We start from the raw sequence: 14,434 nt of genomic DNA on the forward strand, positions 1-14,434 counted from the left end.
TAGTTTGTCAGAGCAAATTAGGCATGTCAATATTATGTCAAAAACGAGGCTCCAGATGACTCAATATGAAGACCACAACAACCACAGCACAGGTGATATTCGTGTTGCGGTGCACCATGCCCAAGAAATGTTACAACACAACGCTTTTGCTGCTGCAGAACAACAAGGTCGAGAAATTCTAAAATCCTTTCCTAATGAACCCAACGCACTTTTTATCGTTGGTATCGCACTCAAAGGCTTAAAACGCTTTAGTGAAGCTAAAAACATCTTACAAGTGTTGGTTAAACAAACCCCTGATTTTGCTTTAGCTCACCAGGAGCTTGGCTTAACATTGCATGCTTTAAAACAAATAAAACCGGCGATAGCATCATTGACCAATGCCGTTAAAGTTGAAGCTAACTTAACTAATAGTTGGAGACTTCTATCTGAATTACTACTAGCGACAGGTGAAAGCAAAGCCTCTGAGCAAGCTTATAATAGTTATTTACGCTTCTCAGCGAAACACCCTCTCTTAGGAGAAGCTCTGCAAGCTTTTATCGATGGCAAATTAGCATTAAGTGAGCGCCATTGTCGTGATTATCTAAAACAATCCCCCGATGATGTCAGTGCGTTAAGGCTATTGGCTGAAATAGCAATCAAATTGGGGGTATTTGAAGATGCAGAACAATTGCTTGTTCATTGTTTACGCATAGCACCGGATTATCACCTTGCCCGTTTAAATTACGCCCATGTATTAAATAAACAAGAAAAAAGCCAACAAGCACTATTAGAAATAGAAACGTTAGAAAAGTACCAGCCCAATGTACCACCTCAACAAATACTCAAAGCTGCTATTTTAGTAAGATTAGGGCAATTCGAAGAAGCAATCTTGCTTTATGATAAGTTGATTTCTACGCTGCCTGACCAAGCAAACCTTCACACCAGCAGAGGACACGCACTCAAAACAATTGGAGAACAAGAGGCCGCGATTGCTTCGTATAGGCAAGCCATAGCATGTGCGCCGAGTTACGGGGAGGCCTATTGGAGTTTGGCTAATCTAAAGACTTTTTGTTTTACACAGTTTGAAATACAACAAATGAGAAAGCAGATGGAGATAAAACAGCTCCCTTCACTGGATAGGATCAATATATGTTTTGCGTTAGGTAAAGCTCTCGAAGACAACAAAGAGTTTGAACAGTCATTTCACTATTATAAATTAGGTAATCAATTCAAACAGAGTATTGAACGCTACGACCCAGAAGAAACGACCGCAATAATTGCGCGAACGATCACAACCTGTCAATCCCCTATTTTTGAGAATAACCATGATCAAGGTTGCAGTAAAGCGGATCCGATATTTATAGTTGGACTGCCTCGATCTGGTTCTACGTTGCTAGAGCAAATATTAGCAAGTCATTCTATGGTGGATGGTACCAAGGAGTTACCAGATATTATTGCGATGGTTCGAAAATTAAGTGACCGTAAAAAACGGCATGAAATATCAAAATATCCAGAGGTTATTGCCAAGCTTTCTGGGGAGCAACGCCTCGCTCTGGGTAACGAATATATAAGCAAAACCCAGATACACAGAGGTGGTGCACCTTTTTTCATTGATAAAATGCCCAATAATTTTGCTCATATCGGATTGATTAAACTTATATTACCTAACGCAAAAATCATTGATGCTCGTCGTCAGCCAATGTCTGCTTGTTTTAGCGGTTTTAAACAGTTGTTTTCCACCGGACAGGCTTTTAGTTATGACTTAGAAAATATTGCTCGCTACTATCAAGATTATATCCATTTAATGAATCATTGGCACAACGTGCTTCCCAACCAGGTACTGACGGTCTCCTATGAAGATGTAGTTAATGATTTTAAAAATCAGGTTAAACAAATTCTAGATTTTTGTGGCTTGCCTTTTGAGCAGAACTGTCTTGAGTTTTATAATAACGCTCGTGCAGTCAATACTGCTAGCTCTGAACAAGTTAGACAACCTATCAATACAAAAGGGCTCGATGCCTGGAAGCCTTTTGAAAAGTTCCTTACCCCATTACAAAGCAAACTATCATCAATATTATGATCAATAATCGCCCACTTTTTATCTTTAAAATAAAGTGAACTCTCCGGTGACTTCGTTTCGTTCTAATCACGTGGTTTTCTCGGAAGATAGGATAAAGCACATATTGAGTGAATTAAGGGGTCGATTTTCTGATTAATCTTGGTTTAAAAAAACACACTTATTAACTAATATCAGACAACTACAAAACCATTAAAAAAAATAAATTATTCATTACAATTCATGAGGTTAGATTTATTATAAAATGTTTTTTGTTTATATTTTCTTGAATTTAACTTTTATTTTGATTTAGTTTAATTCAACTATGGGAGAAATATAATCGTTTGTTTCAAATCGTCCCCCCTTGTTAATATTACAACATTGTTAAAGGTATGTTGCGCGTTTTCTAACAATTGATATTGCGAGTCTAAGCCCTATGTTGTGGGGCTTTGTGACTTGTGTGATATACATATTATAAAGGTACACACAATGACGGATAACTATTTAAAGAACGAAAAAAATCTAATCGACTAAACCCGATAATTGCAGTGATAAGAGACTCCATTAACGGCAAAAACATTCAAAGTATTGCTTTGTCAGCCTTGATGGTAAGCGGCATGGCCACAATGCCTGGCGCCAATGCACAGGACATGATTACCGCTCAGGCTGAAAAAAAGACTGAAAATTTATCTTCAGGAATCGAAAAAATAACCGTTACTTCACGTAAACGTGTTGAAAATCTTCAAGACACCCCCTTAAGTATTACTGCATTTGGCTCCACTAAGCTAGATGAATTAGGGATCGAAAATTTCGATGATTATGCGTTAATGCTGCCGAGCGTCTCATATCAATCAGCAGGACCGGGTTTGTCCCAAATCTATATGCGTGGAGCTTCAGATGGTGGCAGTGGCAATGCATCAGGTTCTCAACCTGGGGTTGCCATTTATCTAGATGAACAACCGGTAACCGCTATTGGGCGGAATCTTGATTTACACATTTATGATATCGAGCGAGTTGAAGCACTTGCAGGACCGCAAAGTACGTTATTTGGCGCCAGCGCGCAGTCAGGCACTATCAGGATCATTACCAAAAAACCTAAAATGGATAGGTTTGAAGGTGGTTTTGATGTTAGTTACGGTACAACCAAAAGTGGCGATGCTAGCAACTCATTAGAAGGGTTTCTTAATGTTCCGGTAAGTGAAAATGCCGCTATCCGCTTAGTCGCTTGGACCAAAAAAGATGGCGGTTACATTGATAATGTAGCCGGCACCAGGACCTATGGATTGTTCACTGATGGTGGAAACTTCTCAACAGTCGAAGAAAACAATGATGATCTAGTAAAAGAGAACTTTAATGAGTTAACCAATAGTGGTGCTAGAGTCGCATTAAAAGTAAACCTTAATGATAACTGGACTGCAACAGCAAGTTACCTCACTCAAAAACAGGAAACGGAAGGGGTATGGTACCAAGACTCAAACAACCCCAATGGTGAAGTTAATGAGTTAGAGGTTCAGCGTTTTTTTCCTGATTCAATGGATGACGAATTTAATCAATCAGCACTGACAATAGAGGGTGATCTGGGTTTTGCTAGTCTGGTGTATGCGGGCTCATTTATGGACCGAGACGTTCAGTACTTTAATGATTACTCTGACTACGCAGACTATTTCTCTACGAGTTGGATCCAATATTATGGTTGTGAATATTACGGTACTGCAGATGCAGACTGTTCAAGTATGGCTATTTTTTACAATGATGATAATGAATATAAACGCAATACTCACGAACTGCGTTTGCAATCAACAAACAATAACCCTCTGCAATATATCGTCGGCTTATATTACGAAGATGCCAGTCATGATTATCGCCAAGAATGGCAGATGAATGGTATGGCGCAAGGTGCTGACTTTAGACAGTTTGGTGAAGCGAACCTTTGGTATCTAACGGATCAAAAACGAGCAGATAAGCAGTCGGCGTTGTTCGGTGAAGTGAGCTATGAATTTACAGAGCAACTTACTACAACTTTTGGTGCCAGGTTATTTAAAAATGAAAGTACGTTAGAAGGCGTTTCCGGTTACGGACTGATTGCTCCTGGCTTCCCTATCATTAACGTTGATAGTAAAAATGATGACACTGATAGTATTTTTAAATTCAATCTATCGTATAAATTTGATGATAAAAAGATGGCCTATCTTACCTGGTCAGAAGGTTATCGCCCTGGTGGCATAAATCGGGATGAAACGGACCTGGTGCCCCGTATCTATAAATCTGACTTTGTCACAAATACAGAGCTAGGCTGGAAAACCATGTGGCTTGATAATAATCTTCGTTGGAATGGCGCTATCTACCATATGCAATGGGATGATATGCAGTTTACTCGCTTTGATTCATCATATGGTTCTCCTGTTGGTTTAACAGTCAATGCAAATAAATCTAGAATCGTCGGTATTGAGTCTGATCTTACCTACATGCTAACACCAGACTTATCTTTAACTGCAGCATTTAATTTTAATCAAGCTGAGTTAGCTGCTGATTTATTAGTAGGAAGTAACTTATCACCTGACGGCACTGAACTTCCAAATGTACCGGATTTTAAAGGGAATCTGACCAGCCGTTATCACTTTACTGTTGGTGGATATCGAAGCTTCGCGCAAATCGTTTATTCCTATGTTGGCGAGTCATACAGCGATATCTACAAGTATAAAACCAGTGATTTAAACTTTGACCTACGTGATGTTAATCAAAGCTATAGCATTGTAAATTTATCTGCGGGTATAAATAGAGATGGCTGGGGAGTTAATCTTTATGTCAACAATTTGACCGATGAACGTGCTCAGTTGTCTCGTGGCAGCGCTAGTTGGGACAGCACAGTAACCGTTAATCGTCCACGAAATTTTGGGATCAGATATCACATGTTATTTGAATAAATATCTTTTGCGTGTTTTGGCAGGTTTAATAAATTTACCATGACACGCACATTTATCTTCTTAATTTTAAAATTTATCTTTGTAATATGAGGACATTCTAATGACTGTTGTTAATAACGGATTAGGCCCGGAGCATGTAGTCCTTGTTACAGCTGGGGCTAACGGAATTGGCCGTAAAATAGCCGAAAAATTTCTGGGGTATGGTTGTAAAGTACATGTATGCGATATTGATGAAAAGGTTATCGCTGACTTTCTTAAAGCAAATCCTAGCGCTACAGCATCGGTGGCTGATGTCGCAAATGTTGCTCAAGTTGAAGAAATGTTTGCTGACTTAATGACCCATTATCAGCATCTGGACGTGTTAATAAACAATGCAGGAATTGCAGGCCCGACGGCATTGGTTGAAGATATTAACCCTGACGATTGGGCGCGCACTATTAATATTAATTTGAACGGGCAATTTCATTGCACCAAGTTCGCAGTGCCCTTACTTAAAGCAAATGGCTCTGGCAGTATTATTAATATTTCATCTAATGCTGGTTTGTTTGGTTTTCCAATGCGCTCGCCTTATGCAGCATCTAAATGGGCAGTTATCGGTTTAACCAAAACATGGGCCATGGAATTAGGACCGTATAATATTCGAGTCAATGCATTATGTCCGGGCAGTGTAAAAGGAGATAGGATCGACAATGTTATTCGTCTCGACGCCGAAAAACGTGGTGTTGCACCTGAGGTGGTGAGAGATCTATACGCCGAGCAAAGTTCACTGCGACTTTTTGTCAGTCCGGATGATATTGCCAATATGGCAATATTTTTAAGCTCTGAACTGGGCGCTAGTCTTTCAGGACAGGCTATTGCGATTGATGGTCATACCGAAAATTTATCTAGCAAATTTTAAATATTAGGTGCAGCTAAACCTAGTTCGATTAATTTAAAAATTGGAGAAAGCAATGAAAGCAGCTTGGTTCGAAAAATTCGGTATACCAGCAGATACCATAATAATAGGTGAACAACCAAAGCCTGTGGCTGGTGATGGTGAAGTATTAGTAAAATTAAAAACCACAGGAATTAATCCTTCAGATGTTAAAAAACGCACAGGCGCTTTTCCTCATCTATTAGATAGCGGCCATGTTATTCCTCATAGTGATGGCGCAGGTATCATCGAAGCCGTTGGTAAAGGGGTATCTGAAGATAGAATAGGCGAACGAGTTTGGGTTTATCAGGCGCAGTATGCTCGTCTTTTAGGAACAGCTGCTCAATACGTAGCAATTGATGCATCTCGAGCAGCCACTTTACCTGACAACACATCATTTGAAATCGGGGCTTGTTTAGGTATTCCTGCAATGACAGCTCATCGGGTTGTCTCATCAGATGGCTCTGTTAAAGGGCAAACAGTTGTTGTTACCGGCGGTGCTGGTCGTGTTGGTTATTATGCAATTCAATGGGCTAAACTCGCTGGCGCTAAAGTTATTGCAACAGCAAGTAACCCAACAGATGAAGCAAGCTGTATGGCAGCAGGTGCTGATTTAGTAGTTAACCATCGTGAAGCTAACTGGGGTGATAAAGTACAAGAAGTTAATGATGGCGAAAAGGTTGATCGCGTTATTGATGTTGAGTTTGGCTTTAACTTACCCGAAGTACTCAAGTGTATTCGCACTGGTGGTGTTATTGCCACTTATGGCAACACTCAGATCAAAGAACCAAAATTACCGTTTATGCAAATGTTGTTTATGGATTTAACTATCAAAATGACAATAGTGTATGCCATGCCAGAAACCGCCAAGCAGCAAGCAATTAAGGATATATATAGTGCCTTGTCTGCGGATCAATTAAAACATCGAGTGACACACGTACTTCCGTTTAAACAAATGGCAAAAAGTCATGAATTAATTGAACAAAGTAACCTACGAGGTTGTGTCATAGTTGATATTGAACATTAGATATATCACGTCAATCGGCTGCTTTTTCACTAGAATGTAAAATATTTCAAAGGCCTGATTACCATATTTACAGGGATTTTAGGCCTTTTAGGAGTTGCTTGTGTTGTTTATTAAAACGTTTTTTTTGATGGTTCTGTTACTTGAACCTCATTACTTATCAGCAAAGACTAATGATGGTTTTCGACCAGAAGTCAGGGCAAATGGTGAAATAATCGTTGGAGAATACAGTAAGAGCACTGCGGGAGTTACTGTTTTTAGGGGGATCCCATTTGCTGCTCCGCCGATAAATGAACGTCGCTGGGAAGCACCACAAAAACATTCTCCGAGAGCAGGTAAGCAAGAGTCAATAAATTTTGCGCCTGCGTGTTTTCAAGATGACTACAATACCCAGTGGTATCAAAAAGTAGGAAAGGCGTTTGGGGTTTCCGCGGAACAATTTACCCAGCCAGAATATAGCGAGGACTGTCTTTATCTTAACATTTGGAAACCTGCTGTTGATAAAGACAAAAAACTACCCGTAATGGTGTGGATCCATGGGGGCAGTAATAAAGGTGGTTGGTCGTACGAAAAAAACTATATTGGTGACAAACTTGCCACAAGAGGCGAAGTTATTGTTGTCAGTATTGCTTATAGATTAGGTGTGTTTGGTTTTTTTAGTCATCCCGAACTGGCTAATTCTGCTGCGCCAGCAAATTTTGGCCTGCTAGATCAAATAGCAGCATTAAAATGGATAAAACAAAATATTACTGAATTTGGCGGCGATAATACTAATATAACCGTATTTGGCGAATCCGCGGGGGCTGCCAACATTGGCAATCTAATGTTGTCACCGCTGGCTGAAGGACTTTTTCAACGAGCGATAAGTCAAAGTGGCGGATTCCAATTATGGCGCGATGTTTCATTATCAGAGCAGCAAACACTCGGCGCTAAATTAAGTCATGCATTGGGCTCTAACAACAACAGCTTGCTTAAATTAAAATCGCGCAGTGCTGAAGATATATTTACTGAGGCAAAAAAGCTGTTTCCAAATTATGCTTACGGTGCGGTGATTGATGGCAAAGTATTACCTGATTCAACAATGAATTTATTGTTTGAAGACCGTATAAATGTTGATTTATTGATTGGCAGTAATCAAGACGAATGGTTAATGTATTTAGATGATTCGCCAATCGCACTTGAGCAGACTATAAGTTCATACCCTAAAAACATACAGGATGTATTGTTCGCAAGGGCGTCACAAGAAAACAGTATTATTCGAGGGCATGATCAGGTTTCTACCATGATAGACATGGTGTGTCCTGCCTATGAGTATGCCAAGCAAGTGACGAAATCAACTAAAAACGCCTATATTTATCGTTTCCAGCGAGTACGCCACAATGATGGCGGAAAGCAATTACAAGCATACCACGGTGCAGAAATACCCTATGTTTTCGACAGTCATGATGATTGGTTTGCTAGTGATAATGATGACCACACATTAACAACAGCCATGGTCACATATTGGACGAATTTTGCTAAAAATGGCGATCCTAACAACTTAAATAATCCCGAATTACCTCAATGGCCAATATTTAACGAACATACGCCTATGGTGCAGGTTTTATCAGAAAAAATATCAGCCAAAGCTGCTACTGACTTTAAAATCTGTCAGAAAATTTCCCCATACCTCATACAAAAACCATAATAATATTGGAGTTATATATTGAAACAACGCATTGATAAAACGTGGTTTATAGCTACTATTGCCGTTATTCTCCTGATGACTGTCCCTTTGGTCATAGCCCCCAAATTTTCTGCTGATGTTATGCAACAAGTTTACGAATATGTTACTAATAATTTTGGATTTTTGTACACTTTTCTGGCTTCCGCCATATTAATATTATTAATGTGGATTGCTTTTGATAAATATGGCGCAGCTAAACTCGTTGATATCGATGATGAACCTATCCTAGCCAGTGCCGCGATCATGCATGAACGAAATAAATGTAGTGATGAGCTTTACACCCCTAAGCGGATGTTACTCATAATTTGCTTAATGGAATTGGTATGACAGTAGAAAAACCCGATACAACACATCCAAAAACGGCCTCGGTAGATAAAGCCATCTTCTGGCCGAGCCTTATCTGCATCGTCACCATCATCGTATGTATGATTGTGTTTGAAGCACAGGCAAAGACGGCGATCAGCGCTATTTTTAGCTTCGTCACCGATCAGCTGGGATTCATCTATATCTGGGCCGGTGCCTCAGCCTTGGTTGCAGTCGCCTGGCTTGGGTTTGGCAAATACAGTCATGTACGCTTAGGCGGCCCCGATGCCCGGCCCGAGTTTAAACGTTTGAGCTGGATGGCGATGTTCTTCTGCTCCGGCATCGGCACTGCACTACTTTACTGGGCTACCATCGAGTGGAGTTACTACTACATGGCGCCGCCCTTTGGTATTGAGGCCGAAAGCGAGGCGGCAGCAGAGTACGCGGCGATGTACGGCATATTTCACTGGGGACCGATCGCGTGGGCATTCTATGTCCTGACCGCGTTTCCGATCGGCTACGCCTACTACAACCGCAAGAAATCGGCGTTACGCCTGAGCACCGCCTGTTCCGGCATCATCGGTGACAAACGCGCCAACGGCAAGCTGGGCAAAGCGATCGATATACTGATGATCTTTGGGCTAGTCGGCGGCACGGGTACCTCTCTGGCTTCAGGTACACCGATGCTGGCAGAAGCGATAAGCCAGCAATTTGGCATCGAGCACACCTTTGCACTCGACGTCACAGTAGTCGCGATCTGGACCTGTATCTTCATCACCTCGGTAGTACTGGGTCTGAAGAAAGGTATTAAGGTGTTAAGCGACATCAACATGGTGGCGGTAATTATTCTCTGCTCGATCCTGTTTATCGGCGGGCCGACCTTCTACCTGATCAACACATTCACCGATAGCATCGGCTTGATGCTCAGCGAGTTTACCCGGATGGCGTTCTACACCGATCCGATTCGCCGCAGCATGTTCCCGCAGTGGTGGACAATCTTTTACTGGGCCTGGTGGGTTGCCTACGGCCCGTTCATGGGGATCTTTATCGCCCGGATATCTAAAGGCCGCACGTTTAAGGATATCGCGCTGACGGTCACGCTGGCAGGCAGCACCGGCTGTGGCATCTTCTTTATGATCTTCGGAAATATAGCCATGCACAGCGAACTCAATGGCCTTTATCCAATGCTGGATACGATCAAGAATGAAAGTGCCCCGGCCGCTATTCTGGGTATGCTGATGCAGATGCCGCTGAACTGGGTGATCCTTCCGCTGTTCATCCTGGTGGGCTTTGTCTACTCAGGCACCACGGTCGATTCATCGGCCTATGTACTGGCATCGGTGACCTCTAAAAACTTGTATGAGGGCAAGGAACCCAACGTTTACAATCGTCTGTTCTGGGCCATTACGCTCGGTGGGACAGCGCTGGTTCTGATGAACGCCGGTGGCTTAGAACCGCTTAAAACCGCCAGCCTGGCGGTCGGATTACCACTGGTCTTTTTGATGGGCATCTCTTTCTGCTCGTTGCTGAAGTGGCTCAAAGAAGATTACCCCTAACGCGCCCCGGCAGCTACATTGGTAGCGATTGATGCTGTAATTGAGGCTGTAGAATTGCGATACCAGTAAGAATCCGTCTTAGCTGACAGCAAAAGGCTAACACTTTTACGCTTGATTCTGGGACGGTATTTATAGCTATACTCTATACTCATTGTGATTGTAAGTTATGACCCTTAGCTCTCGAACAAAAGAGTTATCCATAAAACTGTTTTTTGAATAGACCGAAGTATAATTCAAACTGACACTACGAAAAAGCTACATAACGTACTTGGCGTAATACTCTTTAAGGCGGAAAGTAACGCCAACCAGCCAATCAAGCCGACGGGCAGGAATGAGCGAATTGCGGGCATAAGGAATATTCGGTTTATGATTGAATCACAGCTCTGAAGCAGACATTAACGCCGCCAATAACCGGCAGGCCGAAGTGGTGTCTGAATTGTGCATCAATGAGCGGAGCGAATGCACAATTCAAACGCAGCGTAGGACTGTCCAAGTTGATTGGCTTTGTTAGGCCTTTATTTAGCAAACTCAACATAAAACCATTCCTTCTCATCTGCGCTCTCAACTATATTAAAAAAGGATTCTTCTTTGAGTATTGGAGTACCTGAAGCTACGGGAGAAAAGTCAACGTTTTGACGAGGATAAGACACTACAACGATTACTTCACTTTGCAGCATAAAAACGAGGAGATTTATATCATCCCTAGCTTCAATATCTATTTCTTTAACCGTAACGTTATTAGCACCTAATTTCTGTTCAATATCATTGGTAGGAGTATATGGACCAAAAATATACAAATTGACCCACTCTACCGCCTGTAAACTTTCTAAGTTAAACTTCATGCCACTTTCAATTTATAAAAAATCTTCACGACACTCATGGTTTAATTACCTTTTGTTCGCCTTTTAATAGGGTATTTTGACACATTTTCGCAAGCTCACTACCCGATGTATTTGGACTCTTCCGTCCTATCACGATACCTTTGCCATTATTGTAAAGATCCATTTCTTTTTCTTTCTTAGGGTTTCCGGGCTTTGATTCATGCGCAATAGTAAATTGTTGTGCATTATCTCCCCCGAGATCTCTTGCAAGCAAAGCAGACCAATAGCAATGCCGAAATGCATCACCAGCGCCGTTATGAAGACTGCCACCTCCGAAGAGCACCTGAGCTTTTTTTAATGCATTTCATAAGTTTTCTTTAATTTCATCTATATGCCAAGGATGCAATAATATATACCATCGCTCATCCTTAGTGAGCTTGTTCCAATCTTTACTATATTTTTCGTAACTCATGGATTACTCCTGTATTTTCTGAGGCCTAACGCTTATTAACGAGCCTTTCGCATATGTAATTGCTCAGTTTGATTTTTAATCGCCGCCGTTATCACTACTTACCATCTGATTTAATTACATATTTCTTTACTTTTGTAGTTACAAAAACATGAAAACCTAAAAAGCAAAAGAAGCCTGACTTTAATACGACTTTTTATGCTTCCTATTAAATACTATGCGTAAAGAATTTTTCATAATTAGATGAATGGCTTAGCGTTATTGCGACAGGCTTGAAAAAACCAGCCTTTCAAATACAGCTTGGATAAATCCGTTTATCTGATATTCCGGTATTTGGGATGGTTGTGAAAACGAATACACTTCCATCGCAGAAACAGCGGTAACTCAATACTTTATTCACTAAAACGCACTGGTTTGTGCGGTTTAATCCTGCATCTGGGGTGTCTTTGTTGTTGTCTTTAACGATGACTATCTTCTTTATTTAACAAACTTAAGACAATTTGAATGGGCGGCTTAAGGTTTCTTTTTCCTGACACTTTCGCACTAGCAGTATTTGTATCGTGAAGGGTTTCAGCTCACAAAGTCATGTTAGTTGCAGCCGAATGTGAAGTTTCCACGGCTGCCAATAGTTTATTTAAGTTGTGACTTAAAGTAGTTATAGGAATGAACAAAGGCATCCCGAATTTTTTTCGCTTCCTTAAGATACTCGTCCGTTTTCTCCTCACTTGCTTCTTTCCAATGGTCTAATTTATCAGTGAGCGGTTTAGCTTGTTCTTTTAACGATGAGATTTGCTTTTCGATTTCAGCTTTAGCCTCAGTTTGGGCGTGATTGGCCTTAACTTCAAGCACTGAGATTTTTTCGTTTAACTCATCAACGGTTTGCTTCAGTTTGGCTACATATTCATCGCGTTTACTCATTTTTCACCCCTATTATGACTTGATTAACAGTTATATTTATAGCCAATAATAAAGATAAAAGTGCAAAAGTTTTTGACGCACATCAATTCTTGACTAAATACTTGCAAGGCGACAGCTAATAGTTTTGCAGTGGTAGTAAATGTTACGTGATCAATGTGGTTAAGAAAGTAATCTTTTGATTGGATAATTATCGGTAATCAAAGTAGGGGCATATGATGAGGTTGTTTCACCCTAACGAGGTGTTAAAACGTAACTAACGATATTACAGCCATGCTGTAGATGGCACTTAACCATCTACATAGCGCCGCTTGACACGGGGAGAAACTCTACACAATAACTCATAAGAAATGGTCGAAGCACATTCGGCCACTTCTTCTACCGGCAGGTGTTCACCCCACAACTCTACCCTGTCATTGACCTTAACCTGTGCCAAGTCTGTTACGTCAAACGTTAACATATCCATCGAAACGCGACCTACTAGGGAGATTCTTTGATGCTGCAGCCAAGCTGGGGTGCCTACACGGGCATGGCGCGGGTAACCATCGGCATAACCTATGGCCACCGTAGCAATGGTCGTTTTCGTTGCGCGACCCAACTTTGTCCGTAACCTACACTCTCACCTTTTTGTAGACTGCGCAGCGCAATAATCGGCGCTGTCAAAGTCATCACAGGTTTCAACTTGAGCTGAGTATTATTTGCTGGTTGTGCACAGCCATATAGTGCGATACCTAAACGATTCCAGCTACCATGCGACATAGGCCACTGTGATATACCGGCAGAGTTGGCCAAACTAAACACTAAACCGTGGGACACAGCCAACGCTTCAAGTTTTTGAGTCTGCTGTATATTGAACACATTATGTTGTTCATCGGCACAGGCTAAGTGACTGCATAACACGCTACCGTAAATAAGTAAGTCGGCAAACTCTCTCAATACTGAATTAATTTCAGCTAATCCAAAGCCTAAGCGGTGCATGCCAGTATCCACTTTTATCCATACCTTTGGCCGCTGTGAAGGTGCTAAAAAACGCAGCCACTCAAAATGTTCGCTGCGATGCAACATAACCCAAAAGTCTAGTTCAAACGCCAACGCCATTTCAGCCTCGTTCAACACACCTTCAAGTAATAAAATCGGTTGCAGAATACCGTGTTCACGTAAGTGTATGGCTTCATCTATAAAAGCAACTGCAAATCCTTCAGCCTCATCCGACAATGCCTGTGCAATCGCGATTGCACCATGCCCATAAGCATCCGCTTTGATCACGGCCAAGGTTTTGCTGTTACCTGCTAAGGCTGACATCTGTCGAAAATTATCAATTACTGCAGACACATTAATTTCGGCATAAGTAGGCCTTCCCAACACGTTCATCCTTATGACCTTAGTTATCAATGTTATGGACTAAAAATATATCCCATAGCACTCAGTACATTTACACCATTGAATAGATAAGCAAATAATATTCATCAACAGTCTGACACTATTTTTACGCATAAATGAAATTGCAGAAACAATCATAAATCAATTATTATTTCTTATATACAAAATTTTACGAATAATATATTCTTTATTAAATCCAATGTTAAACCTTGAATTTATCTTTTGTGCTAGAGTGTTGATCTGAATTGAACAGACTGTTTTTTTACCTGTTTGTGATTGTAATTGTACTTTAATTAGTACTTATTTTTTTACTTGGGAGTAGTTTGAATTGAGCGTCCGATAACACAAAATCAATTAATAATCTGTTA

At 41.0% G+C, this 14,434-nt stretch carries 11 protein-coding genes and 1 pseudogene; 7 read left to right on the forward strand and 5 right to left on the reverse strand.

All coding sequences use genetic code 11. The features are described from left to right. The first annotated feature begins 55 nt into the window (after positions 1–55). The 7 genes from C427_RS18195 to C427_RS18225 all read left to right on the forward strand — a co-directional run bounded on the left by C427_RS18195 (position 56) and on the right by C427_RS18225 (position 10,481). Positions 56–2,059, forward strand: a complete 2,004-nt coding sequence (locus C427_RS18195) for a tetratricopeptide repeat-containing sulfotransferase family protein (protein WP_007639307.1) — start codon at positions 56–58, stop codon at positions 2,057–2,059. Positions 2,060–2,583: 524 nt separating this feature from the next. Then, the gene (locus C427_RS18200; protein WP_015431171.1) at positions 2,584–4,959 is read left to right on the forward strand and encodes a TonB-dependent receptor; all 2,376 of its coding nucleotides are present in this window, start codon (positions 2,584–2,586) and stop codon (positions 4,957–4,959) included. Between the two features lie 100 nt (positions 4,960–5,059). Then, positions 5,060–5,857, forward strand: coding sequence for an SDR family oxidoreductase (locus C427_RS18205; protein WP_007639300.1), 798 nt, complete (start codon positions 5,060–5,062; stop codon positions 5,855–5,857). 52 nt (positions 5,858–5,909) lie between these two features. Next, positions 5,910–6,899 (forward strand): NADPH:quinone reductase, encoded by a 990-nt coding sequence (locus C427_RS18210; RefSeq protein ID WP_007639298.1) that lies wholly within the window; start codon positions 5,910–5,912, stop codon positions 6,897–6,899. 100 nt (positions 6,900–6,999) lie between these two features. Then, positions 7,000–8,583 (forward strand): carboxylesterase/lipase family protein, encoded by a 1,584-nt coding sequence (locus C427_RS18215; RefSeq protein WP_007639296.1) that lies wholly within the window; start codon positions 7,000–7,002, stop codon positions 8,581–8,583. Between the two features lie 18 nt (positions 8,584–8,601). Further along, a complete protein-coding gene (locus tag C427_RS18220; protein WP_007639295.1) occupies positions 8,602–8,949 on the forward strand; it encodes a BCCT family transporter in 348 nt (115 codons plus the stop codon). Next, a complete protein-coding gene (locus C427_RS18225) occupies positions 8,946–10,481 on the forward strand; it encodes a BCCT family transporter (RefSeq protein ID WP_007639293.1) in 1,536 nt (511 codons plus the stop codon). Before C427_RS18220 ends, C427_RS18225 begins: the two co-directional genes overlap by 4 nt. A gap of 515 nt (positions 10,482–10,996) precedes the next feature. Here the strand turns inward: C427_RS18225 and C427_RS18230 are convergent. The 5 genes and pseudogenes from C427_RS18230 to alr form a co-directional block, all read right to left on the reverse strand. Beyond that, positions 10,997–11,323 carry a hypothetical protein gene (locus C427_RS18230; RefSeq protein WP_007639291.1) on the reverse strand — a complete coding sequence of 109 codons (327 nt, stop codon included), beginning with the start codon at positions 11,321–11,323 and terminating at the stop codon, positions 10,997–10,999. Positions 11,324–11,357: 34 nt separating this feature from the next. Then, positions 11,358–11,651, reverse strand: a pseudogene (locus tag C427_RS18235) (DUF6973 domain-containing protein); the annotation flags it as partial. A 750-nt stretch (positions 11,652–12,401) separates the two neighbouring features. Next, entirely contained in the window at positions 12,402–12,689 is a 288-nt protein-coding gene (locus C427_RS18240) for a sll1863 family stress response protein (RefSeq protein WP_007639290.1), read from the reverse strand. Between the two features lie 286 nt (positions 12,690–12,975). Then, positions 12,976–13,284: an alanine racemase C-terminal domain-containing protein gene (locus C427_RS27785; RefSeq protein ID WP_236613710.1), complete on the reverse strand. Its 309-nt coding sequence runs from the start codon at positions 13,282–13,284 to the stop codon at positions 12,976–12,978. Then, positions 13,242–14,057 (reverse strand): alanine racemase, encoded by an 816-nt coding sequence (alr, locus tag C427_RS18245; protein ID WP_015431173.1) that lies wholly within the window; start codon positions 14,055–14,057, stop codon positions 13,242–13,244. Before alr ends, C427_RS27785 begins: the two co-directional genes overlap by 43 nt. Positions 14,058–14,434 lie beyond the last annotated feature (377 nt).

Source organism: Paraglaciecola psychrophila 170, from assembly GCF_000347635.1.
Taxonomy (GTDB): Bacteria; Pseudomonadota; Gammaproteobacteria; order Enterobacterales; family Alteromonadaceae; genus Paraglaciecola; species Paraglaciecola psychrophila.